At 71.3% G+C, this 23,335-nt stretch carries 22 protein-coding genes; 11 read left to right on the top strand and 11 right to left on the bottom strand.

What is annotated here, in order from left to right:
- Positions 1 to 166 precede the first annotated feature (166 nt).
- The 5 genes from WAB15_RS20150 to WAB15_RS20130 all read left to right on the top strand — a co-directional run bounded on the left by WAB15_RS20150 (position 167) and on the right by WAB15_RS20130 (position 6,811).
- Positions 167 to 361, top strand: a complete 195-nt coding sequence (locus tag WAB15_RS20150; protein WP_399146019.1) for a hypothetical protein — start codon at positions 167 to 169, stop codon at positions 359 to 361.
- 76 nt (positions 362 to 437) lie between these two features.
- Entirely contained in the window at positions 438 to 1,280 is an 843-nt protein-coding gene (locus WAB15_RS20145; RefSeq protein ID WP_407287080.1) for a DUF4190 domain-containing protein, read from the top strand.
- Positions 1,281 to 1,318: 38 nt separating this feature from the next.
- Positions 1,319 to 2,035 (top strand): DUF6333 family protein, encoded by a 717-nt coding sequence (locus WAB15_RS20140; RefSeq protein ID WP_407287079.1) that lies wholly within the window; start codon positions 1,319 to 1,321, stop codon positions 2,033 to 2,035.
- 289 nt (positions 2,036 to 2,324) lie between these two features.
- Complete coding sequence (locus WAB15_RS20135) at positions 2,325 to 3,263, top strand: NAD-dependent epimerase/dehydratase family protein (protein WP_399146022.1); 939 nt, start codon at positions 2,325 to 2,327, stop codon at positions 3,261 to 3,263.
- A 92-nt stretch (positions 3,264 to 3,355) separates the two neighbouring features.
- The gene (locus tag WAB15_RS20130; RefSeq protein WP_407287078.1) at positions 3,356 to 6,811 is read left to right on the top strand and encodes an aminotransferase class I/II-fold pyridoxal phosphate-dependent enzyme; all 3,456 of its coding nucleotides are present in this window, start codon (positions 3,356 to 3,358) and stop codon (positions 6,809 to 6,811) included.
- A gap of 10 nt (positions 6,812 to 6,821) precedes the next feature.
- Here the strand turns inward: WAB15_RS20130 and WAB15_RS20125 are convergent, their stop codons facing one another.
- The 6 genes from WAB15_RS20125 to WAB15_RS20100 form a co-directional block, all read right to left on the bottom strand.
- Positions 6,822 to 7,391, bottom strand: coding sequence for a toxin (locus tag WAB15_RS20125; protein WP_399146024.1), 570 nt, complete (start codon positions 7,389 to 7,391; stop codon positions 6,822 to 6,824).
- A 13-nt stretch (positions 7,392 to 7,404) separates the two neighbouring features.
- Positions 7,405 to 7,845: a helix-turn-helix domain-containing protein gene (locus WAB15_RS20120; RefSeq protein WP_399146025.1), complete on the bottom strand. Its 441-nt coding sequence runs from the start codon at positions 7,843 to 7,845 to the stop codon at positions 7,405 to 7,407.
- A 394-nt stretch (positions 7,846 to 8,239) separates the two neighbouring features.
- On the bottom strand, positions 8,240 to 9,391 hold the full coding sequence (locus tag WAB15_RS20115; protein ID WP_407287077.1) for an MAB_1171c family putative transporter: 1,152 nt from the start codon (positions 9,389 to 9,391) through the stop codon (positions 8,240 to 8,242).
- Between the two features lie 40 nt (positions 9,392 to 9,431).
- Positions 9,432 to 10,166, bottom strand: a complete 735-nt coding sequence (locus WAB15_RS20110) for a TetR-like C-terminal domain-containing protein (RefSeq protein ID WP_407287076.1) — start codon at positions 10,164 to 10,166, stop codon at positions 9,432 to 9,434.
- A gap of 113 nt (positions 10,167 to 10,279) precedes the next feature.
- On the bottom strand, positions 10,280 to 11,518 hold the full coding sequence (locus WAB15_RS20105; protein ID WP_399146028.1) for a hypothetical protein: 1,239 nt from the start codon (positions 11,516 to 11,518) through the stop codon (positions 10,280 to 10,282).
- Positions 11,519 to 11,608: 90 nt separating this feature from the next.
- Positions 11,609 to 12,142: a MarR family winged helix-turn-helix transcriptional regulator gene (locus WAB15_RS20100; protein WP_407287075.1), complete on the bottom strand. Its 534-nt coding sequence runs from the start codon at positions 12,140 to 12,142 to the stop codon at positions 11,609 to 11,611.
- Positions 12,143 to 12,511: 369 nt separating this feature from the next.
- Here WAB15_RS20100 and WAB15_RS20095 point away from each other — a divergent pair, with 369 nt between their 5' ends.
- The 4 genes from WAB15_RS20095 (at position 12,512) to WAB15_RS20080 (ending at position 16,053) form a co-directional block, all read left to right on the top strand.
- A complete protein-coding gene (locus WAB15_RS20095) occupies positions 12,512 to 13,579 on the top strand; it encodes an alkene reductase (RefSeq protein WP_407287074.1) in 1,068 nt (355 codons plus the stop codon).
- A 310-nt stretch (positions 13,580 to 13,889) separates the two neighbouring features.
- On the top strand, positions 13,890 to 14,243 hold the full coding sequence (locus WAB15_RS20090) for a carboxymuconolactone decarboxylase family protein (protein WP_399146031.1): 354 nt from the start codon (positions 13,890 to 13,892) through the stop codon (positions 14,241 to 14,243).
- Between the two features lie 157 nt (positions 14,244 to 14,400).
- Positions 14,401 to 15,402, top strand: a complete 1,002-nt coding sequence (locus WAB15_RS20085; RefSeq protein ID WP_399146032.1) for a hypothetical protein — start codon at positions 14,401 to 14,403, stop codon at positions 15,400 to 15,402.
- 498 nt (positions 15,403 to 15,900) lie between these two features.
- Complete coding sequence (locus WAB15_RS20080; protein WP_407287073.1) at positions 15,901 to 16,053, top strand: hypothetical protein; 153 nt, start codon at positions 15,901 to 15,903, stop codon at positions 16,051 to 16,053.
- Positions 16,054 to 16,162: 109 nt separating this feature from the next.
- On the opposite strand, the gene WAB15_RS20075 is transcribed toward WAB15_RS20080, so the two are convergent.
- Positions 16,163 to 17,365, bottom strand: coding sequence for a hypothetical protein (locus tag WAB15_RS20075; RefSeq protein WP_407287072.1), 1,203 nt, complete (start codon positions 17,363 to 17,365; stop codon positions 16,163 to 16,165).
- A 550-nt stretch (positions 17,366 to 17,915) separates the two neighbouring features.
- Positions 17,916 to 18,866: a helix-turn-helix transcriptional regulator gene (locus tag WAB15_RS20070; protein ID WP_407287071.1), complete on the bottom strand. Its 951-nt coding sequence runs from the start codon at positions 18,864 to 18,866 to the stop codon at positions 17,916 to 17,918.
- Positions 18,867 to 19,059: 193 nt separating this feature from the next.
- Here WAB15_RS20070 and WAB15_RS20065 point away from each other — a divergent pair, with 193 nt between their 5' ends.
- Entirely contained in the window at positions 19,060 to 19,821 is a 762-nt protein-coding gene (locus WAB15_RS20065; protein ID WP_399146036.1) for an SDR family oxidoreductase, read from the top strand.
- 27 nt (positions 19,822 to 19,848) lie between these two features.
- Here the strand turns inward: WAB15_RS20065 and WAB15_RS20060 are convergent, their stop codons facing one another.
- Genes WAB15_RS20060 through WAB15_RS20050 form a run of 3 tightly spaced genes read right to left on the bottom strand, consistent with a single transcriptional unit; the run spans position 19,849 to position 22,192 of the window.
- Positions 19,849 to 21,027, bottom strand: coding sequence for a winged helix DNA-binding domain-containing protein (locus tag WAB15_RS20060; RefSeq protein WP_407287070.1), 1,179 nt, complete (start codon positions 21,025 to 21,027; stop codon positions 19,849 to 19,851).
- Positions 21,028 to 21,040: 13 nt separating this feature from the next.
- Positions 21,041 to 21,448, bottom strand: coding sequence for a VOC family protein (locus tag WAB15_RS20055; protein WP_399146038.1), 408 nt, complete (start codon positions 21,446 to 21,448; stop codon positions 21,041 to 21,043).
- A gap of 33 nt (positions 21,449 to 21,481) precedes the next feature.
- On the bottom strand, positions 21,482 to 22,192 hold the full coding sequence (locus WAB15_RS20050) for an NADPH-dependent F420 reductase (protein WP_399146039.1): 711 nt from the start codon (positions 22,190 to 22,192) through the stop codon (positions 21,482 to 21,484).
- 102 nt (positions 22,193 to 22,294) lie between these two features.
- Here WAB15_RS20050 and WAB15_RS20045 point away from each other — a divergent pair, with 102 nt between their 5' ends.
- A complete protein-coding gene (locus WAB15_RS20045; RefSeq protein WP_407287069.1) occupies positions 22,295 to 23,254 on the top strand; it encodes a helix-turn-helix transcriptional regulator in 960 nt (319 codons plus the stop codon).
- Positions 23,255 to 23,335: the final 81 nt, after the last annotated feature.

Genomic DNA, 23,335 nt, shown 5'->3' with positions numbered 1-23,335 from the left:
TTCCCAGCCCTTGACGCCCGGCGCCCGAGGCCGGACGACGGCACCACACCCCGCCGACGAACGAACACCTCACCCGCGAAAGCCGGTTGGCCGGTAGTCGACCCATTCCTTACGATGTCCCGACCGTGCCCGACCGTCGGAGACATGAGACAGCGCCGAGGGAATAGTGAACGTCAAAAGGGTTCTTGGGATCGTCCTTATCGCCGTCGGGGCCGTCCTGGCGATTTTCTTCTGGGGCCTTGAGTACCTCTGGTTCCAAGGCGGACCGCTCGGTCTTGCGCTGGTGGTCATCGGCGCAATCGACCTGGCCGAGTCCTTCAGGTCCGCCGAGCGGAAGAAGAGGGCCGCGAGCGACTCGTGAATTCGCCCTCGAAATAAAGGCCAGGTAAACCGCTTGTTAGGGTGATCTGTCCAGGAGTTCCCGAGAAGGACCACGAATGACGATGCCCGAGAACACCCCCGGCCCGGACCCCTGGGCCCCGCCGGCCGAGGACCAGCCGCACGACCGGCCGCCCTTCGCGTACCCGGCGATGGTTCCGCCGGCGCCCGGGCAGACGGGCAACGGCCTCGGCGTCGCCGCGCTGACCACCGGCATCATCGGCACGGTCCTCGGCTTCATCCCGTTCCTGTTCTGGCTCTCGGGCATCCTCGGTGTACTCGCCCTGATCTTCGGCCTGGTCGGTCACAGCCGGGCCCGCAAGGGCCTGGCCACCCACAAGGGAATGGCCCTGGCCGGCGCGGTCCTGGGCGGCCTCACGATGGTGCTGGCGGTCGTCGGCCTGTTCCTCACCGTGCTGTTCGTGAAGAACGCCGTCGACGACGCGAGGGCGAAGAACCGAGAGTGGCACGGCCCGACCGCCGCCCCCTCGGACCCGGGTGCCGACCGTCCGCTGCGCTTCGGCCGGCCGCGGAGGTACGAGGACGGCGTCACCATCACCGTCGGCAAGCCCGAGCCGTACCGGCCGGACAGCGTCGCCGTCGGCCACGAGAAGGGCGATCTGGCGGTCCGGTTGAAGGTCACGATCGTCAACGGCGGCAAGAAGCCGATCGACATCACCAGCGCCCTGCCGTCCGTACGGGATGCCGACGGCGCACCGGCCGGGAACATCTTCGACGGCAACGGCGCGACCAAGCCGTTCTCCGGCACGCTGCTGCCCGGCAAGCGCGCGGTCAGCCAGTTCTCCTACTCCGTCTCCCCCGGCGGCGCCAAGGAGCTCCAACTGGAGGTCTCCCCCGACGGCCGCCACGAGGACGCCATCTGGACGGGGCCGGCCCGCTAGGGCGCTAGGCCGGGCGGACACCCCCTAGGGTCACCGTCATGACTGAGGAAAGCTTCTGGGATGCCGACGAGGACCAAGAGATAGTCAGACACGGTGAGTTCGGGCTCACCGTCGTCCACGCGCCCCATCCGGGGAACGCCGCGACGCTGCCCGCGCACGACCCGGACCGGGCCCGTGAGTTCGTCGCTTCCTTCGGCACCGTCGACGCCGTCCTGGAGGAGCTGGACCCCGTCCGTGCGGTCGACGCGGTTCCCCTGGAGACGCGCCGCGACCTGGACCTGGTCAGTGTCGGGTGCTGGGGCGGTGTGACCGAGATCGTCGACCCCGCCCTGGGGCACCGCGGAGACAGCTTCCCCGTCCTGGAGCAGGCGGAGGCGCTTCGCGTGCGCTTCCCCGACGCGGTGATCGTCGCGTCGGCCACCATCGACTACCACATGACCTACGGCGCCTGGGCGATCTTCCACCCGGACGGGGCCGGGCTCTTCGCCGCCGGCTGGCACGGTGAGGACCACTGGGACTTCGACGGAGACATCGCCGCCGTCGTCCGCTCCTTCGGCATCTCGCCGGAGGACCTTGCCGCGGCGGACGTCGACCTGGACGCCGACGTCAACGTCTTCCACTGGTCCGGACTGGCGCAACTCGCCCTCGCCAGTGTCGCACCGCTGCACAGGGGCGGCCGGACCATGTCCGCCTTCCGTGTCCGCCATACCGAAGACGCCACGTTCGACATGGAGGAGACCTGGCTCGAAATGTGAGGAGACCTGGCGCGAAATGGAGCGGCCGGCATGCGCGGCGGATCGGCGATTTCGAGACGTCATGCGAGACGTCTTCGGAGAATGCGTCAGGGGACCGTCAGCCGCTGATCGGCCACGTTTTCCCTGCCTTGGCCAGCGTCCTACGGCACGGATCCCAGAAGCACGGAGTCCCGGGGTAAGGATTCTGGCCGACGTGCGGCCGACCGAAAGCATCGGCATCCGGCCCCGCGTGGCGCGGCCCCGACTCACCAGGCGGAGGGCTCACAGGCGCCCGCGCTAGTGTGCGCTCGTGAGCCTTTATGTCGTAATAGGATTCGGGCCCGCCGGAATGGCCACCGCTCGGCTGCTGGTCGAAAAGGGTCATTCGGTGCGGGTGATCACCAAGACAGGCCGGAGCCCGGAACCCGGTATCGAACATGTCGCGCTGGACGCGGCGGACAGTGCGCGGCTGACCGAGGCGGCACAGGGCGCGACGGCGATCTTCAGTTGTGCCGCACCGCCCTACCACCGCTGGGCGAGTCAGTGGCCACCGCTGGCCTCGTCGCTCTGTGCGGCGGCCGAGGCGACCGGCGCCACCCTGGCCATGCTGGGCAACCTCTACGGCTACGGCCCGGTGGACGGCCCCCTGACCGAGGAACTGCCGCTCGCCGCGACCGGCCCCAAGGGGCGGGTGCGCGCCGCTGTATGGGAGCAGGCGCAAGAGCTGCACGGGCAGGGGCGTATCAAGGCGGTCGAGCTGCGGGCCTCGGACTTCTTCGGGCCGGGCGTGACCGACGCCGGACACCTGGCCGCCCGGGTCATGCCACGGCTGCTGCGCGGCAAGCCGGTCTCCACGCTCGGGGACCCGGACGCCCCGCACAGCTGGAGCTATCTCCCCGATGTGGCCCGGGCCCTGGTCGAGGTCGCGGGCGAGGAACGGGCCTGGGGGCGGGCCTGGCACGTCCCGACGGAGCCCGCGCGGTCCGTCCGGGAGATGGTCGACCGCCTCGCCGCCCAGTCGGGAACGGGGCCGGTCGCGGTGCGCGGGCTGTCGCCGGCGGTGCTGGGCGTCGTCGGGCTCCTCTCCCCGCTGATCCGGGAGATGAAGGAGATCCGCTACCAGTTCGACCGCCCGTTCGTGGTGGACGCGAGCGCCTACGAAGCCGAGTTCGCGGTCCGCGCCACCCCCGTCGACGAGCAGATCAAGGCGACGGTGGAGTGGTGGCGCGAGCGGCTGGGCACCGCGTGACGCCCGCGACGGCGAAGGACTCCCCAGCGGGTGCGGCTCCTTCACCCGCGGGGGAGGCGGGCGCGCGGCGCGATGACGTCGCGATCGTGGGGATGGCCTGCCGGTTTCCGGGGGCGCGGAACGTCAACCAGTACTGGCGGCTGCTCACCGCCCCGCAGCCGCAGTTCTCCCCCGTCCCGGACTCGCGGTGGCACTCCGCCACCTTCCTCAGCGACAACTTCCGCGAGGCGTCCGCGGCCTATACGGACACCATGGCGCTGCTGCCGGACGTCGGCCACTTCGACGCGGCGCACTACGGCATCCCGCCGCGCCGGGCCAGGTCGATGGACCCGCAGCACCGGCTGCTGATCGACCTCGCCCGTGAGGCGATCCAGGACGCGGGGTGGGAGGCCGACGGCTTCGACCGCGAGGAGACCTCGGTGATCACCTCGCTCACCGAGAGCGGCTACCGCGAGATCAGCACCCTGCAGATCCGAATGCGCCAGCTGGCCGGCGGTGAGTTCGGGGCGCGGGCGACCGACCCCGGGTGGCCGGAGACGGCCCGCGCGGTCGACGGGCTGCACGGCACATCCGTGGCCGGACTCCTGCTCAACATGGGGCCGAACACCATCAGTTCGGTCTTCGACCTGCACGGCGAGAGCTATGCGCTGGACTCGGCGTGCTCCGGTGGACTGATGGCCGTGGCCAACGCCGTGTACGCGCTGCGCGCGGGCCGGAGTCGGATCGCGCTGGCGGGCGGCGCCCAACTGATCCTCACCCCGGACCTGTTGGTGGGCCTGTGCCGGATCGGCGCCGTCTCGCGCAGCGGCCGATGCCTGCCGTTCGGCGCGGCGGCCGACGGCTTCGTCCTGGGCGAGGGCGCCGGAGTACTGGTGCTGCGGCCGCTGGCCGATGCGCTGGCGGCCGGCGATCGGGTCTACGCGGTGATCCGGGGAGTGGGCACGGCCAACGACGGGACCGTGCAGGGCGGTATGCACCCGCAGGCGTCCGGTCAGCTCCGCACGCTGCGGCGGGCCTACCGCGATGCCGGCCTGCCTCCGGACGCGGCCGGGTATCTGGAGGCGCACGGCACCGGGACCACGGTCGGCGATCCCGTCGAGGTCGAGGTGCTGCGCGAACTGCGCGGTGCCCGGGGCGCCCCCGCCTACCTCGGCGCGGTGAAGGCGGTGGTCGGCCACTCGCTCAACGCCGCGGGGACGGCCGGACTCATCAAGACCGTCCTGGCCGTGCAGCGGGGAGTGATCCCGCCCCAGCCGGAGTTCGACCTGGCCGACCGCTCCGGGCTCGACGCCGCGCGGCTGACCGTCCCGACGACGCCGACCCGATGGCCCGATGCCGACCGGCCGCGCCGGGCGGGAGTGAGCGCCTTCGGCTTCGGCGGTACCGGTGTCCATCTGGTGGTCGAGGAGTGCACCACGGCACCGGCCCGTCCGGCACCGGACGCGGGGCCGCGGCTGCTCGTGCTCAGCGCCCGCGACCGGGCCGGGCTGGCCCGCTACGCCCGGGAGCTGGCGCACACCCTCGCCGACGACCGGCCGCCGCTGGCCGGGGTGGCGGACACCCTGGCCCGCCGGGCCCCCTTCGCCGAACGTCTCGCGCTGGTGGCGGAGGACGCCGCCGACGCCGCCATGAAGCTGAGCGCCGCGGCCGAAGCCGTCGCGGTGGGCCGTACCGGAGAACTCGGGCCGGGGCAGACGACCGGCACGGTGCCGCCCGGCGAGCCGGAGGAGGTCGCCGTTCCCGCGCCGGGCTCGTTGTCCGCCGAGCCGCACAGGGCCGCGTTGGCGCAGCTCGCGGCGCGTGCGGTCACCGGCTCGGGGCTCCGCCCGGTGGGCGAGCGGATACCCCCGTGCACCCTGCCGCCGAGTCCACTCGCCCCGCGCCACCACTGGGCGGTGGACGAGTCGGCCCGCGAGGGCGGTGGTGTGTCCCCCGCTGCTGCCGAGGGCGCCCCCGTCCCCGCCCTTGCCGGCAAGGCCGTAGGGGAGGACCCGCCGGGGCCAGGTCCGGTGGAGCCGCCCGAGGACGCACCCGAGGCGATCCGGGCCGGTGGCGCGGCCGCCGCGTCCCTCGTGCTCGAAGAGGTCTCGCGGACCGGTGTCTTCCCGCTCTCCGACCTGGACGAGCGGATGGCGCTGGTGGCCGACCTCGGCTTCGACTCCCTGATGCTCCAGGAACTGGAGGTCAACATCGGCAAGCGGATACCGGACTTCCGCACCGAGGAGATCTTCTCGCCCGACCTCACCGTCGAGCGGCTGATCGCGCTGGTCGATCCGCACCTGACGCGGCCGCCGGCCCCGGGCGGGCTGCTGCCCGAGCAGACGCGGCCGGACTTCGACGCCGCGACCGCGAGCGTCGACGCCTTCCCGGAGGTGCGGCAGTTCGAGGAGCGCGCCCGCGCGATCGTCGACAGCGGTGCGGAGTTCCCGTACTTCCGGGTCCATCAGGGCAACATCCGCGATACGACCGTGATCGGCGAGCGGACGTATCTGTCCTTCGGCAGCTACAACTACCTGGGGCTCTCCGGCCATCCGGTGGTCAACGAGGCCGTGCACCGGGCGGTGGAGCGCTATGGGACCTCGGTCTCCGCGAGCCGGCCGCTCTCCGGCGAACGGGACCTGACCGTACGGCTGGAACGGGCGCTCGCCGACTTCCTCGGCGTCGGGGACTGCCTGACGCTGGTCAGCGGCCATGCCACCAATGTCACCGCGATCGGGCATCTCGTCGGCCCGGGGGACCTCGTGGTGCACGACGCGCTCGCCCACGACAGCATCCTTCAGGGCTGCGCCCTGTCCGGGGCGGCGCGGCGCCCGTTCGCCCACAACGACATCGACCGGCTGGAGCAGATGCTGCGGCTCAACCGCTCGCGGTTCCGCAGGGTGCTGATCGCCGTCGAGGGCGCGTACAGCATGGACGGCGACCTGGTCGATCTGCCCGCGGTGATCGAGCTGAAGCGGCGCTACGGCGCCCTGTTGATGGTCGACGAGGCGCACAGCATCGGGACCGTGGGCGAAGGCGGCCGCGGCGTCGGTGAGTTCTTCGGCGTGGACCGGTCCGACGTGGACCTGTGGATGGGCACCCTGTCCAAGTCCTTCGCCAGCTGCGGCGGTTATCTCGGCGGCTCGGCCCGGATGGTGCGGTGGCTGCGGCATACGCTGCCGGGCTTCGTCTACAGCGTCGGTCTGACCCCGGCCAACGCGGCCGCGGCGCTGGCCGCCACCGAGCTGATCGCCACGGAACCGCACCGGGTGCGGGCCCTGCGGCGCAACGCGGAGCTGTTCCTGGGCCTGGCCGCCTCGGCCGGTCTGGCGACGGGCTCCAGCGCCGGCACCCCGATCGTGCCGTGCGTACTCGGTGACTCGGCGCGGACCCTGCGGGTCGCGGACCGGCTGTTCGACCGGGGTGTCATCGCCGATCCGATCTTCCACCCCGCCGTGGACGAGGGGCTCGCCAGGCTGCGGTTCTTCGTCACCAGCGAGCACCGCGAGGACGACATCCGGCGTGCGGTGTCGATCCTGGCCGAGGAGGTGGCGTCCACCGGGGGGTAAGCAACTCACGTCAGATCAGGGTGCGTTCGATCCGATGAAGCATGGCGGTCCTGCCGGCCTCCGCGCCGTCCTCGGCCGGGGACGCGTCACGCCGCTTCTCGGCGCTGCCCACCTGCTGCGAGAGCAGATAGGCGATGATCTCCGCTTCCTGTTCCTGTACGTCGTCGTACGTCGCGCGCAGGAGCATGTCGCGGACGAGGTCGGGGTCGAGGTTGGGGAAGAGGAGGCGGGCGCTCGCCTCGTCCAGCCAACCCGCCCCGCGATGGCAGCAGATGATGTGACCCAGCTCGTGCAAGATGATGTGCTCCTGATGCGCGCTGGTCGTGTTGGCGTCGTAGAAGATCAGGTCCTCGTCGCGGGCGGCTACCCACATGCCGCACGGGTGCGACGAGGGCATCTGCATCGGGACCAGGGTGATCGGGCGGTCGCGCACCTCACCTAGATGGCGGCAGAGTTCGGCGACATCGGCGACCTTCGGCAGGTCGAGTTCGGCGATCTTTCGGGCGCCGGCCGTGCGGAGCTTCTTGAGCCGGCTGCGGCGGTCCTGATCGGCCGACCGTCCCTTCCTGGCGCCCCTCACTCCCCTGTGCCCCTTACTCCGCGTCGGAGTTGTCGGCGACGGGCGGCAGTCCCTGCATCTGCCGGTACTGATCCATGATGGCCGTGATGGCCTGGAGGTTCTCCTTCTTCATCCCGGCGGCCCGCATCGCCACGGAGCGGACTCCGGCCTGTCTCAGGGCCTCGATGGCGGCGACCTCGCTGAGCACCGACTCGGCGACCTCGTCGTCGAAGAAGTAGGCGACGGACACGCCGAAGAAGCGTGCCAGGGCGGCCAGTAGATCCGGTGAGGGGTTGGAGCGCTTGCCCGTCCGCAGCTGCGACAGATAGACACCCCCGACTCTGAGTTCGGGGTTGGCCTGCTTCAGTTCCTCCGCCACTTCGGCGTTGGTCCAGTGCTTTCCCTTGGGACGAACCGTCTTGAAGAGGTTGTCCAGACGCACTGCCAGCACGGGCCGGTCATCAGTCTCAGACATCGCGAATCTCCCTCCCGTCACCTCCCTGGCATTGCCCTCGGCTAATCGCCAGTTTCGCAGATTAGCGGTCAGTTGACAATCGGGCTGGACTCCGCCAACGTGGACCTTGCCGATAGCTGATAGCTAACTTTGCTTACGGGGGTAGCCGAGTTGGTTGCCGGTCTTGTCGGTCTGGCCCGGCTCTCGGGGGAGAGGCCGGGCCAGGGGCCGGGTGGGACACACCCACCCGGCACGACAGGAAAAACGGGGGAACACGGGGGAAGCACGGGGGATACGGGGAACCCCCCGGGGATCCACGGGGGATCCGCGGGGGGAACCACGGGGGAACGGGGGATCCACGGGGGAAATGGGAGAAACCCGCCCGGCCTGACGGGGGCAGACCGGGCGGGAGCTCTCATGCGCTACCGAGCTTCCGGTAGGCGGAGGCGACCTGGGTCAGCCAGGCGACCTCCGCGGTCAGGTTGTCCGTGTCGCGGTCGTCGAAGTCGCCGTCGTCCTTGTTGTCGTCGGGGATGGTGCCGGCCCGCTTGGCGTGCAGGGCCTGCCGGATCTGGGCCGCTTCGGCGAAGGCCTGCCGGGACTCCTCGCTCGCCTCGGGGCCCGCTCCGGCCGTGCCCGTGGCGGTGCGGTCTATATAGGGGCGCAGGTCCCGCCAGCCGTCCCGGATCTCGATCACCCGGCGGTGGAGGCGGTAGTTGAGGTCGGAGACCGCGGCCCCCGGCGGCTCCAGGACGATGTCCGGCGAGGACTCGTACAGATCCCGCCACAGCGGATACAGGACGCGGTAGGACCGGTAACTGCGCGCCCACGCCAGCAGTTTCGCGGCCGAGGTCCCCCAGGAGGAGATCGTCAGGGCGAGCGAGAGCGTGAGGATGCCCACCGCGCTGAAGACGTTGGAGGCCAGCTGCCAGACGCCGATGTCGATCCCGGCCGCGGCGGTGAGGATGTTCACCGTCCTGGCCAGGCAGTAGAGGAAGAGGATCACCGCGGCGACGGAGAGCATCCGCAGGGCCTGCCGCAGCTCGGCCTTGCCGGCCATCCGGGCATACGGGCCGCACTGGCGGAAGATGGTCACGCACGGAACCGCCTGGGAGAGGATGAAGACCAGGAGGTAGGTGAGGACCAGCGGTTGGCCGCTGCCGGTGTTGAAGTCGGTGGCGGGCCGGCCGGGGCCGTCGGCGATCAGGAAGAGCGCCAGCAGCAGCGCGTTGAGCGCGATGCCGGTGATCAGCCAGTAGCGGGTCTTGCGCACCGCCTCCTCGGCGTCGGTCGCCCAGCGCAGCAGGATGATCTGCGCGCTGACACAGAAGGCGACCGCCGACAGGTGCATCACCAGGATGGCGAGGTTGCCGACGCCCAGGAAGCTCTGACCTCCCATGGCGACGGCGCCCATCGTGAAGGTGAGGCACTGCAGCAGCAGAGTGATCACCAGCGTGCGGTAGGCGTTGTCCCGCCAGCTGCGGCGTACTTGGCTCAGCCGGTAGACGAGTGCGGCATACGACGAGAGTGCCGCGATGACGAAGCAGAGGGTTCTAGTGGTGTTCACGGCCTGATTCCCCGGCGGCGCCGCGCATGCGGCGGACGGTCTAGTCGGTGTTCTCGCCCAGGGGGACCACGAGCCCGATGCCTTCGGCCGCCACGGCGATGGCGTAGTCGAAGAACGCGGACTCGTCCCGGACGCTGTCGTGGGTACGGCTGAAGACCTGGAACACCAGGAGCCCGATCAGATTGCTCCACAGCACGATGCCGCGCTCGATGATGTCCGAGAAGGGAGCCTCGGGCACGCCGCCGAAGAGCTCCACGGCCTCGGGCAGCAGCAGCGGCGGACCAGGAGGCGCCACCGTCCGCCGGGGCGGGGTGAGGTCGCCGGCCTCCAGTGCCGCACGCACGATGCCGGCCAGTACCCCGGGGGTACGCGACGCGGGCGGGACCGTGGCCTGCGGGGCGTGGTAGCCCGGCACGGGCGAGCCGTAGATCAGCGTGAACTCGGCGGGGTTGGCGAAGGACCACCGCCGCAGCGCGCGCGTCACCGCCAGCAGCCGTGCGCCCGCCGCCCCACCGGCGTCCCCGGCGGCCTGATCGGCCTGCTCCATGGCGGCGCCGGACTCGTTGTAGGCGTCGATGACCAGCGCGGTCAGCAGATCGTCCCGATGCGGGAAGACGGCCGCCACGTCGGCGACGGCAAGCCCGCCCTCGGCGGCGACGGCCTCCAGGGTCAGCCCGCCGGCGCCCAGTTTCACCAGCAGTTGGCGCGCGGTGGCCTTGATGACCGCCGGCGGCCTGGTGTTGTCCTCGGCCGCGAGCGTTCCGGAAACATCCATGGCCAAACCGTACCTGTCTGCTACAACGGCCATAAGTGCGATCACCCGAGCACCTCGGCCCTACGCTGCGATCCGGCCACGCGCCGATCACGCCGCTACGGGGGCCCGGCCCGTCACCGACCCGTGCGACGCCACCCCTCCCCACGTCCCTCGTGCTGACGCCTCCGGGTGATCCACCACGTCCCGCCGACTATCAGCAGCGCGAACACCGCGAGGCCCACGCCCTGCGCGGCCAGCAGGTAGAGGCGGTCGGACAGTGGGAGCTTCCCGGTCAGGGTGACCTGGAGGGATCCGACGGCGAAGGCGATCGCGGCGGTGAAGACGGCGACGACTTCGACGGCCCGCACGGAGGACGTGTGCAAGGAGCGCTCCAACTGGGCGTTGGCGGCGATCTGCTGGTCCCAGCGCCGCTGCTGCTCGGCGTCCCGCAGGGCCCGCAGCCGCCCCTCCTGGATCGCGTCCCGCTTGGCGAGGTACTGGTCCTGCAGGATGTTGTGGCTGAAGGCGGGTTTCGTTCCCAGCAACGCGAGCGCGGTGTCGATGCGCGCCAGCGCGTCGTCGTGCCGTCCGCACATGTGCAGACCGGCGGCGAGCCGGGCGTGGAACATATGGTCGCGCGGATACTCCTCGACGGCCTCCTCGGCGTGCCTGCGCAGCAGCTCCCCCTGGCCCTCGAAGGGGACGGCGAGCGCCAGCCCGTTGAGGCAGAGGTCCACGGTGTCCCGGGTGCGGCGCGGCGAGGCCCAGGCCCGCGTCAGCAGATCGGTGGCGTACTCGACGGTCAACGCCCGGCTGCCGAAGGCGGCGAACGACCTGAGGGCCAGGAAGAGCGGCTCCTCGCGGTGGGCGCCGGCGGCGAGGGCCGGCGGCGAGGACGCGAGGAAGTCGTGCAGCTCGTCGAAGCAGAAGTTCGAGCGCAGCCTGCCGCCGTGGAAGAGGGCGACGAGGTAGGCGACGCGTTGCCCCGCGGTATCGCCGAGTTCGCCGATCTCCCGTGCCACCGCGGTGAGTTGACCCACCGACTCGGCACTGTGCCGGTTGATGAACCCGTTCCCCAGCCCCCAATGCTCTGCGACCGCGATCCAGCTCCCGTCCGTCACATGACCCGCTATCCACCGCCCGCATTCGAGCGCCGTGGCGACCGACGGCCGGTCCTGGAGCCGCTGCCGCCAGTACCGGCCGGCGGCCATGACGTACGGGTCCGTGTCGAAGTCGGCGGAGTCCACCTCGAACTCCGGCGGGGACCCGGCGGCCAGGAGCTCGGCGGCCACCTCGTCGCAGATCCGGTCGCGCGCCGTGGAATCGGCGGCGCGAGCCTCTTCCAGGCGGGCCAGGATGCTAGCCGTGTCCATACGTCCCCTCGTCCTCGGCGGCCCCGCCCCCGCGGCGGTGGCCGTTGCGAACATACCGGCCGACGTGGGGAGTCAAGGCTCGGCCGTGGGTCAGGGGCCGGTCCAGGAGCCGAGCGCCTGGCTGAGGTTGTCCTCCACTTTGCGCAGCAGGGCGGTGAGGGTGTCGCGCTCGGCGTCGGTGAGGCCGCTGACGGTGGTCTGTTCCAGCTCCTGCCAGGCGCTCTCGACCTGGCGGCGCAGGGCCTGGCTGGCGGTGGTGGCCTCGACCGTCATCACCCGCCGGTCGGTGGCGGAGGGCCGGCGGCGGACGAAGCCGCCCTGCTCCAGGCGCTTGACCATGCGGGTGACGGTGGACGGCTCGGCGTCCAGGAGGCGGACCAGCTCCGACTGGGTCTGCGGTCCGTTCTCCCACAGGTGCATCATCAGCAGCTCCTGCCCGGTGTAGAGGCCGGTGGAGCGCAGCAGGTGCGCTGCGGCCGCCCGGTGCAGGCGGGCGGTGCGGAAGACGGCGTGGCTGAGGGGGCCGCTGCGCGCCGTCGTGGGCAGGGCGCCGCTGGGCGGCGGGGCGGTGTCGCGGGCGGACCGTCGGCGTGCCGCGGGCGGCGGGGTGGGCTCATCGGCCACGAGTGACTCCTTACGTCTCTGGCGGGCGGACCAGAGGTTCGTCCCTGACGGGCGGACCAGAGGGCAGTGCGCGATGCGTCTGGGCATCGTACTTGCTCGGACAAGCGGAGACCCGCCTGCCCCGTGACGGGCCGGGTGTGCCCATGCCCATAGCCACACGTCCATGCCCATTCCCATGCCCATTCCCATGCCCATTCCCATGGCTGGCGTCGGAGGTGAGGCCCGGTGCGGCTACGGCGACAGCTCCGGCGGCAGCTCTGGCGAGCGTGCTCGCGAACGATGTTTGTTGCTCGGGCAAGTAATATGTGATGCTGGTGGTGCTGCAGCACCCGTTTCCCGCCCCTGCACCACCCCCTGGAGGAGTCAGTCATGTCCACCGCTTTCGACTCGTTCGATCTGGCCGGCGCCAAGCTGGCGAACCGGATCGCGATGGCCCCGATGACGCGGAGCCGCGCCTATGGCCCCGGCGCGACCCCCACACCCGAGATGGCCGTGTACTACGGCCAGCGGGCGTCGGCCGGGCTCATCGTCACCGAGGGCATCCAGCCCAGCGCCGTCGGACAGGGCTACCCGGACACCCCCGGCCTGCACAGTCAGGCTCAGGTCGAGGCGTGGCGGCCGGTGACCCAGGCGGTCCACGAGCGCGGCGGGGTGATCTTCGCCCAGCTCATGCACACCGGCCGGGTCGGCCACCCCAGCCTGCTGTCCGACGGCCTGGAGCCGGTCGGGCCCTCGGCCGTGGCCGCCCAGGGGCAGGTCTTCACCCATGAGGGCCCGAAGGACTTCGTGGTGCCCCGGGAGCTGGGCGAGCAGGAGATCGCGCAGACGATCGCCGACTTCGCCGCCGCGGCCCGCAACGCGATCGCCGCCGGCTTCGACGGAGTGGAGATCCACGGCGCGAACGGCTACCTGATCCACCAGTTCCTCTCCGTCAACGCCAACCAGCGCACCGACGGCTGGGGAGGCTCCGTCGAGGGCCGCATCCGCCTCGGCGTCGAGATCGCCGCGGCCGTGGCCGACGCCATCGGCGGTGAACGGGTCGGCTTCCGGATCTCGCCGGGCAACCCGTACAACGACATCGCCGAGGTGGGCCTCGCCGAGCTCTACGGTGCCCTGGTGGCGCGGCTGGCGCCGCTGGAGCTGGCCTATCTGCACCTCATGGAAGGCCCGGACCGGGAGCTGACCCGGCAGCTGCGGCGGGCCTGGCCGGCGGCCTTCGTCCTCAACCCCTTCACCCACCCGCAGCCCACCGGCCACGACGTGCTGCCCCTGGTCGAGGAGGGGCTGGCGGACCTGATCGCCTTCGGCGCGCTGTTCCTGGCCAACCCCGACCTGCCCCGCCGGCTGGCCGTGGGCGGACCGTTCACCACGCCGGACCCGGCCACGTTCTACGGCGGCGACGAGCGCGGCTACACCGACTACCCCACCCTCGGCTGACGCCGCCCCCTCCCTGCGCCGGCCATGGCGCCGGCCGGGACCCCGGGCCTCTGCGGAGATGTTTGCTCGGACACAAGATTGCGCGGCCCCTGTGGCGTCGGGAGCACCGGCCGCTCTCTCTGCTCCGGCTGCTCCCTCTGCCGCCTCCGCTCCCTCCGTCTCGCGAACCGGCAGCATTTGACGCCGAGCCCGCGAAGGAATGCCATGGACGTAGGGCACTTTCTGCGTTGAGGTCCATCCTGCTCAGCCTTCCCTGCTCTCGCGGCCTGTGTGGTTCTGCAGGACACATGGAGTGAGAAGGTCACTGATCATGACAGCAGCACGAACTCCCGAACGAGACCTGGGTGCCCTGGCTCAAGGTGAGCACCCCGTCTTCGAGCAGCTGGCTCGAATGACCATCGAAACGCTGCCCAACTCCGGCCTCGACGAGCGCACCTACCACCTCGTGCGGTTGGCGGCGCTCATCGCGATGGACGCCGCGCCCGCCTCGTACCTGGCCAATCTCAGCGTGGCGAAAGAGGCCGGTCTGACCGCCGAGGACGCCAAGGCCGTCTGTGTGGCGATCGCACCGATCGTCGGCAGCGCGCGGGTGGTCGATGCGGCAGGCAGCGTTCTGCGCGCGCTCGGCTTCGCGGAGATCGTCACGGAGCTGGAGACGGCGTGACGAGGCTGCCGGTCGAGGGCTGACGAAGCGGGCGGCGTCCCGTCTTCCGTAGCCGTAAACGGGGGGAAAGGGGGCGAGAGGCCGATGGTGCGTGCCAAGGGTCCACGGGGCGGCCGGGCCGAGGGCCCACGCGACGGCTGAGGAGAGCCGGCACCGGATGAACGGCGGCGAACGCAACAGTGCCAACAGCTCCGGGTCGCGCTCCGACCGCGCGGACGGGTCGGTGACGGTCGAGGCCCAGGCGCTGCTGCCGATGATCTGGGCGGACCCGCAGCACATGCCCGAGCAGCTGGCCTTCTTCGCCGTACGGCGGTTCGGTCCGCGGGCCGCTACCGCGGTGGCCCGCCGGAGAGAGCGAAAGCCGCAGGCCGGAGCCGATGAGCTCGGCCATGACGCCATTGCCAGCGGCACGCGGACGACGATCGTCGAGGGTGCCGCCCTGGGTGGACCGTTCATCGTCCTGATGCCCGTGAGCTTCGTGGCGGCCCTGCTGTCGCAGGCGACGATGGTGCTCGAACTGGCCGCCGTCGCAGGTCACGACCCCTGCAGCGAACGACGGGTGGCCGACATCCTGGTCCTGCAGGACGTGTACCCCTCGACCGAGGCGGCCGGCCGGGCCCTGACCGAGGTGAGCCGCCATCCCACGGGCGGACACGGCCACCTCCCCCGACGCACACGCTGGTCACTCATCGTCAGGATGGCCGCCGTGCTCGGCCTCACGGGCGGCGAGAAGCCCAGCAGACTGCGCCGAGCCCTGTCGACGGCCGTGATCAGCGCCCTGTTCCTGGTGGGCATGGTGCTTCCCCTGATCTGGGTGCCCGCGCTCGCCGTGCTCTACCGGCAGAGCACCCTGGGACTGGGGGACAAGGCCGTGCAGTACTACTCGCCCGGTGCCACCGGAGACCGGCTCAGGCACCGGAGGCCGTTCACCCGCCTGCCCAGGGTCGCCGGCGTGGCCGTCATCCTGCGCTTCCTGGCTCTGACCCTGCTGCCCTTCCTGGCCGCCGCCGGGATCGTCCTCGCGGGGGTCCGGCTGATCGGCGGCTTCTGGGGTACCGCGCTGATCGCCCTGGTGGTGCTCTCCCTGCTCCTGGGAGGCCTGTGGTTCCTCCACCGGCGCTCACACGGCACCGGCCGCCGGCAACGGCACGTGCTCTGAACGTGCTCCGCAACGCCACCTGCTCCGCAACGCCACCTGCTCCGACACGGCCCGGACGAACGCGGCACATGCCGACATCGGTGCGACGAGCCGATATCGCCGCATGAGCGGCTTGTGAGCCGGACATGAGCGACCTGGCCGAGCCTCGTGCTGTGAACCACAACGCCGGACGCGGTCCGCGCTGCAGGTGGAAGGCAAGGGGAGCAGCAATGAAAAGAACGACGCGCAACGTTCGCTCGTCCGGCAGGGGCTGGCGGGCAAAGGTCGCCACGGTGGGATCGGTGGCCGTCGCGGTGGCCCTGGGGCTGTCCGTGACCCCCGCGCAGGCGGACGGCGGCGGAGGCGGCTGGATCTCCCACGACCCGCTGCCGCCCGCCCCCCCAGGGCCCCGACTGGAGCACTCCGGAGGCGGTCGCGAGGTTCCTCTCCGACTGCGGCGACTCGTGCACCTTCACGCCCACCGAATGGGTCGGGGAGCCGACCGAGGGCACGCCGACGATGCTGGGCACCGCCCGCGACAACTGCACCACCGAGAACGCCGACTTCAACGACGTCGAGTCGGACATCAGCTACAAGGTCATCAGGGTCCAGTCCCGCCCGATGACCGAAGAGGAGAAGGTGTCGCGCTGCGGCAACGCGAGCCCCAGCTGAGGCGGTCGGCGCGTCACCAGCCCCAGGTCGCTGCCGACCTGGGGCTTTCGCATGGAGTGAGGAGCGGAGCGGGGAACGGCGCGGGGCGGAACCTGGCCGCCCGGAGCCGTCAGCCGCGCCCGGTGAACTGCTGACCCACCCCGAGCCGGCGCAGGTCGGCGAGGACCTTCGGGTCCTGGGCGTCCATCCAGTCGCAGAGCTGGCGGAAGGAGACCAGCCGGACGTCCTTGTGCTTCTCGTCGGCGATGTGCTTGATCGCCTCCTCGACGGCGTCCATGTAGATGCCGCCGTTCCACTGCTCGAAGTGGTTGCCGATGAAGAACGGCGCCCGGTTGGTCTCGTAGGCCCGCTGGAAACCGGCGATGTAGGCCCCCGCGGCCTGCTTGCGCCAGCCCGGGTAGTTGGCCGGCGGGGCCTTGGTGGAGCTCTTCGACTGGTTGGCCAGGATGTTGTAGTCCATCGAGAGGACCTCGAAGGAGTGGCCGGGGAACGGCATCGCCTGGAGCGGGAAGTTCCACACGCCCTGCTTCTTGTCGGGCCAGACCTGCAGGCCGCCGGGCGAGCTGGCGTCGTACCGCCAGCCGAGCTTGCGCGCCGTGGGAAGCAGGTTGTCCTGGCCGAGCAGGCACGGGGTACGGCCGCCGACCAGTTCCTTGCTGTAGTCGAAGGGCAGCGGTTCGACGTCGGTGAAGCCGGTGTTGGTCCGCCACTTGGTGACGAAGGACATCGCCTGCTCGATCTCGTCGTTCCACTGGGCGGGGGTCCAGTGCTTCACCGAGCCCCGGCCATCGCCGCAGAAGTGGCCGTTGAAGTGGGTGCCTATCTCGTGGCCCTCCAGCCACGCCGCACGCAGGTTCTTCAGCGTCGCCTTGACGTGGTCATCGGTGAGGAAGTCGATGGCGGCGGAGCCGACGGGGTTGTTCGGCGGGCGGTACATGCGCCTCTTCGACTCGGGCAGCACATACAGCCCGGAGAGGAAGAAGGTCATCGCGGCGTTGTGCTCCTTGGCGAGCTTGCGGAACCGCGGGAAGAGGCCGTTGCCCACCTCGCCCGCCCCGTCCCAGGAGAAGACGACGAACTGCGGCGGCTTCTGGCCCGGCGCCAGCTTCTCCGGCGCGGGCGGCTGGTTGGGCTGCTTTCCGGTGTACGCGGTCGAGCCGTCGCCGATGGGCTTGCCCTTCGGCGTCTTTCCGGGCTTGGTGCCGACCTTGTCGGAGGTCGACGACCCGGAGGAAGAGCAGCCGGCCACGGAGAGCGCGGCCGCCGCCCCTATTCCGAGCCCGACTATGCCCCGACGGCTGAATTCGCGCATCACGGTCCCCATCGCATTCGTTCGCAGTTCTGGTATGTGGGTCGCCCAGAGAATTGGGACGCCCAGAAAGATGGGGTGGCGGATGTCGAGGTTCCGCTACGGCCCCGAAAAGGAGAATTCTCAACGGAGGGTCGACGGAGGATTACGCTCCGAAGCCCGAAATGGTCGGCGAGGGCTCTTGGCGGCCCCGCACGCCTCCGCAACGCGGCTGAGCGCGCCCTTCGCCTCGGCGGACTACGCCGAGGTCACCTTCGAAATGGAAGTTCCGATTGCGCTGCCCGCCCCCGCGCCTGGAATCGACAACCTCGGTAACGCGCGCGTAGCACCGGCGCGACGGCCGGTGCCCGGCGCCGACGTCTTCGGCGTCTTCCGCATATCGTGCTCCCCCGGTCAATGGGCGGGCGAGAAGCCGAAGACCCCCGCGGCCCTCAATCAACGCCCTTGGACGCACATGACTCTGACGGAGATCACTAGCGCACCGATAACGCCTCACTAACAAGCGTTGCCATAGCCGGTTGCGGGACTCGGTTGCCGTACTGAGGGGTTCCCCCTACGGGGTGTCCGACAGGTCGGTCCGGTCGGTGGCGACCCGGACCGACCTGTCGGACCCGTCCGCTCCGTCAGCACCGTCGGCGCCGTCCGAGGGTGTCGCCGCCCAGCTGGCCAGGAGCCTGAGCCGCTCCTCCGTCTGCGTACCGGGCTTCGGCGTGTAGACCACCAGCATCTGATCCGGCTCGCCGGTCACGGTCAACGTCTCGTACGGCAGGGTGAGTTCGCCCACGACGGGGTGCCTCATGCGCTTCGCCCCGTAGGTCTTCTCCTTGACCTGGTGGTCCGCCCACAGCCGGCGGAAGTCCTCGCTGCCCAGCGACAACTCGCCCACCAGCGTGGCCAGTTGGCGGTCCAGCGGATGGTTCCCCGCGTCCAGGCGCAGCTGGGCCACCGTCTCCGCCGCCACCGCCGGCCAGTCCGGGTACAGCTCACGCGACCGCGGGTCGAGGAACACCTGGCGTGGCATGTTGCGGTCCTCGGGCGCCATCTGCGAGAAGCCGACGACGGCGTCGCCCAGGGCGTTCCACGCGAGCACGTCCATGCGGCGGCCGAGTACGAACGCCGGGGCCCGGTCGATGGTGTCCAGGAGGATTCGCAGGCCGGGGCGGACTCTCTGCGGCGCGGAACCGGGGGCGGACGTGCGACGGGCCGCGGAGGTACGGCGGGTGGCGGGCCGGGCCACCGTACGCAGGTAGTCCTGCTCGGTGTCGTCGAGGCGCAGGACGCGCCCGATGGCGTCGAGGACCGCGTCCGAGACCGAGGGGCCGCGGCCCTGTTCGAGGCGGATGTAGTAGTCGACGCTGACGCCCGCGAGTTGGGCGACCTCCTCACGGCGCAGGCCCGGCACCCGCCTCCTGCCGTGACCTGGCAGTCCGACCTCTTCGGGCTGGATGCGGGCGCGCCGCGAGCGCAGGAAGTCGCCGAGTTCCCGGCCGGGAGGTATGTCCATGCCGGCGATCCTAGGGTCTGTCCGATGGGTCAGGGACCGGCCCGTTCCTGGTACTGCCGGACCCAGGAAAACGGCAGCCCTGGGTACGCGCGGCGGCCGGCCGCAGGGTGGTGGTCGTGGCCGGGAGACACCCGGCGACACCCGTCACGGACCATCACGGACCACGTCCGACCCTCACCGACCAGGAGTCCCCATGTCGTACGACACCCTCACCGGCCGCACCGCAGTCGTCACCGGAGCCGCCAGCGGTATGGGCGAGGCCACCGCCCGGCTGCTCGCCTCGCACGGCGTGCGGGTGGCGCTGCTCGCCCGCCGGGCCGAGCGGTTGACGGAGCTGGCCGCCGAGATCGAGGCGGACGGCGGGCAGGCCCTCGCGGTCGCCACCGACGTCACCGACGCGGCTTCGGTGGACGCCGCGGCGGATCGGGTCCACACCGCGTACGGCGAGGTGGACCTGGTGGTCAACGCGGCGGGCGTGATGCTGCCGAACCCCGTCACCGAGGGCCGCGCCGACGAGTGGCAGCGCATGCTGGACACGAACGTGGCCGGCGCGCTGCGCGTCATCCGCGCGTTCACGCCGGACCTGATCGCGGTGGCGGCGGCCGGCCGGACCGCGGACCTGGTGAACATCTCCTCCATCGGCGCGCACGTCCCCTTCCCCAACTACGCGGTGTACGGCGCGACCAAGGCCGCGCTCACCTACCTCTCGCAGTCCCTGCGCACGGAGCTGGGCCCGCGCGACGTCCGCGTCACCAACATCGAACCGGGTCTCACGGACACCGAGCTGGGCGGCCACATCGACAACGCCGAGCTGTCCGGCCAGCTGGACGGCATGTTCGACGCGCTGCTCGGCCTGTCCGCGGACGACATCGCCGACCTGATCGCCTACACGACGAGCCGCGCCCGCCATGTGAACCTGCGCCAGGCGATCGTGCTGCCCACGCGGCAGGCCTGACGCCCGGCCGGGCGGGGTGTCATGTGGTCATGCCGCGAGGCTGCGTTCGAGCGGCGTGCGGTAGCAGGGGGTGACGCGGGTGCCGTCGAGGAAGGCGGTCAGGCGGGCGATCTCCCGGTCCACGGCGGTGCGGGCCGCGCGGCCCGGGTCGGCGAGGAGGCGGTAGCGGATGGTGGCGTCCGGGCGTTGGGCCCAGGCGCCGATGATGCGGCCGTGCCACCACACGGTGGGGCCGATGTTGCCGTTGCGGTCGAAGAGGGCCTTGGTGTGGTCGGGGTCGAGGTACCAGTCGCGGTTGCGCCAGCCCATGGCCGTGGGGTCGAGGCCGGGCAGCAGGGCCGCGGCGGGCTCCGCGGTGGCGGGTGCCGGTTCGAGGTCCTCGGGCAGGAGGTAGCCGGTGCCCTGGTCGAGTTCGGCCGCCTGGGCACCCGTGGCGGTGAGGGCCTTGCGGGTGTCGGTGAGATTCCAGCCGGTCCACCACTTCAGGTCGTCCACGGTGACGGGGCCGAACGCCTTGAGGTAGTGGCGGGCCAGCGTGGTCCTCGCCCCGGCGGCGGGCACGTCGGCCGGCGGCCGGGCCAGGGTCCAGCGGAACTGTGCGGACGTCCACGAGCCGGTCGGGCGGGCTCGGCGGATGCGTCCCTCGGCGGCGAGGACTCCCAGGACCGGTGTGCCGGCGCGCTGCCGGGACTCGTAGGACTTGCCGGGGAAGGTGGCGAACTGTTCGCGCAAGTCGGGTATCTCGGCGGTGAGTTGGGCGGCGGTGGTCGCGCCGCGGGCCGCGAGGGTGTCCAGGACGGCCCGTTCCGCGGTGGCGTAGCGGTGCTCGTCCCAGCCGAGGGCCTCGCGCAGTTTCGCCATGGCGTCGGTGCGGTGCCGGTGGCTGTCGCGGACGGTCGCGGACCGGACCGCGGGGGCCAGGTGGCCCGGGACGACGAACATGGTGCCGCGCATGCACCGAATGCGCTCCAGCGCCGGGCCGCCGGCGGGCGCGTCGTAGAGGGACCGGCCGATGGCGGCGGCGGTGGGGGTGTGCAGGCGCGCGGCCACCGCGAGGAAGACCGTGGCCGGGTCGGTGGCGTGCAGGCCTATCAGGGCCGCGGCCACCGCCTCGGCTGTCTTCTCCCGCACGGAGGGTGCGAGGAGATGACGGCGGACGAGGCGGGCGCGGCGCTGGGCTGCGGTGATGCGGGGCAGAACGGTCATGCTCGCTAACGGGTCAGTAGGTGCCATGGATGCAGAAGGGCTGGCCGGAGGGGTCGAGCAGGACCGTCCAGTGCTTTCCGCCGGGCTGGTGGGCGGGCTTGGTGGCGCCCGTCTGCAGCAGTCGCTTCTCCGCCGCTTGGACGTCGGGGAAGGAGAAGTCCATGTGGAAGGGCAGTTCCTCCTCGGGCCAGTTGGGGGCCTGGTAGGAGGCGGAGGTGTAGAAGAGGTACATCGCCCCGTTCACGTGGAGGGCGAAGGCGACGTCGTTGCCGTCCTTGTCGGGGAAGGTCTGAGAGACCTTGGTGCCGAGGGCGGTGGCGTAGAAGTCGGCGAGCTGTCGTCCGTCCTGGGCCCACATGGCGTGGCACATGATCTTCCCGGACAGGGCGAGGGGGCTGGTGCTGGTGTTCTCGTTGCTCATGGGAGTGCTTTCTCGCGTGGCGGGAGGAGTCGGTCAGCGGACGACCTTGACACCGAAGTGGGTGCCGAAGCCGAGGGCGAAGCCGATGGCGCTGTGCATGTGGGCGTACATCTCCATGCCGCGGGCGGCGACGATTCCACCGAGGTCGAGGACGTCGTTCCAGCCGTAGGACGTGAGCAGGTCGGTGGCCTGCTGCCGGGCGTCGGCGTCCTCGCCGGCGACGAACATGGTGTGGTCCCCGCCGCCGATGGCCTTCGGGTCGACGACAGTGGCCTGCTCCTGGGTGACGAACGCCTTGACGACCTTGGTGCGCGGCAGGGCGCGCTGGATCTGCTCGCCGAGGCTGTCGCTGTCGCAGGGGTCGAGGACGGGCATGGCGCCCCACGGGGTGGGCCAGGGGTGCTCGATGTCGGGGTTGTAGACGAACGGGACGGCGTAGTCGATGAGCGTCTTGCCGGCGAGCTGGTCGGCGATGGCGGACAGGGCGGCCACCGCGTTGTGGCCGTCGATGCCGTTGATGACGAGGTCGCCCTCGGCGGCGGCATCGCCGAAGGTGTGCAGCCCGGTGCCGGGGTGCTCGGCGAGGAACTGCTGATAGGGCGGGGTGCCCATCATGTCGGGCTCGGTGCGCGCCAGGGTGGCCTTCGGGGCACGGGTGCCGACGTGGACCTCGTGACCGAGTTCGGCGAGCTTGGCGATGTGGGCGCGGGCACCGCCACCGGTGCCGAGAACAGCGATCTTCATGGGGAGCCTTCCGGTTTGATCTGTTTTGATCCGTTCGGACAGGTCCACCGTAGAGGGCATTCAGGACAGTGGGTGTCCTTTGACGGCGGCATCATGGAATTCATGACCAGCGATATGACCGCCCGGGTGCTGCGGCTGCTGTCCCTGCTGCAGACCCGTCGGGAGTGGTCCGGCGCCGACCTCGCCGAGCGCCTCTCGGTGACCGTGCGGACCGTCCGCCGGGACATGGACCGGCTCCGCGAACTGGGCTACCCCGTAGACAGCGCCCGCGGCCACGCCGGCGGCTACCGCCTCGCCGCCGGCAGCGATCTGCCGCCCCTCCTCCTCGACGACGACGAGGCCGTCGCCATCGCCGTCGCCCTGCGCACCGCGGCCGGCGGTCTGACCGGCATCGAGGAGACCGCCCTGCGCGCCCTCGCCAAGCTGGAGCAGGTCCTGCCCCGCCGCCTGCGCGGCCAGGTCACCGCCCTCCAGACGTCCCTGGCCGACATCGGGTGGGAGAACCGGGGGCCGCGCGCCGACCCCGCTCACCTGGCCGCCCTCGCCGTCGCCTGCCGCGACCACGAGATCGTCGGCTTCGACTACACCACCCGCCACGGCGGCACCGCCGCGCGCCGCGTCGAGCCCTGCCACCTGGTCGCCTCCGGCAGCCTGTGGTACCTCCTCGCCCACGACACCGACAAGGACGACTGGCGCCTCTACCGCCTCGACCGCATCAGCCACCCCACTCCCACCGGCCGACGCGTCCCGCCCCGCCCGGTCCCCGGCGACGACCCCGCCGCCTTCGTCGCCGCCCGGCTCTCGGCCGCCCCCACCCGCTACCGCGCCATCGCCACCGTCCAGGCACCCGCCGAGCACCTCCGCACCCACACCCCCGGCCTGGCCACCCGCATCAGCCCCCTCACCGAACACACCTGCCGCGTCGACGCCTCCGACGACCACCTCCCCCGCATCGCCCGGACCCTCGCCGGCCTCGACACCGACTACAGCCTCGATGCGGACCGCGAGGTTCTCGATCACCTTCGCGACGCCGCCCGGCGCATGTTGCGGGGGGCGGGGTGATCGGCGCTCGGCGGAGTCGCGACGGTTAGGCGAAATCCCGGACGAGGTGCTCGCGAAGCGCGAGGAGGCCACCAAGCAGTG

The organism is Streptomyces sirii (assembly GCF_045690365.1).
Taxonomy (GTDB): Bacteria; Actinomycetota; Actinomycetes; order Streptomycetales; family Streptomycetaceae; genus Streptomyces; species Streptomyces sirii.
This window is presented reverse-complemented; position numbering and strand designations above follow the sequence as displayed.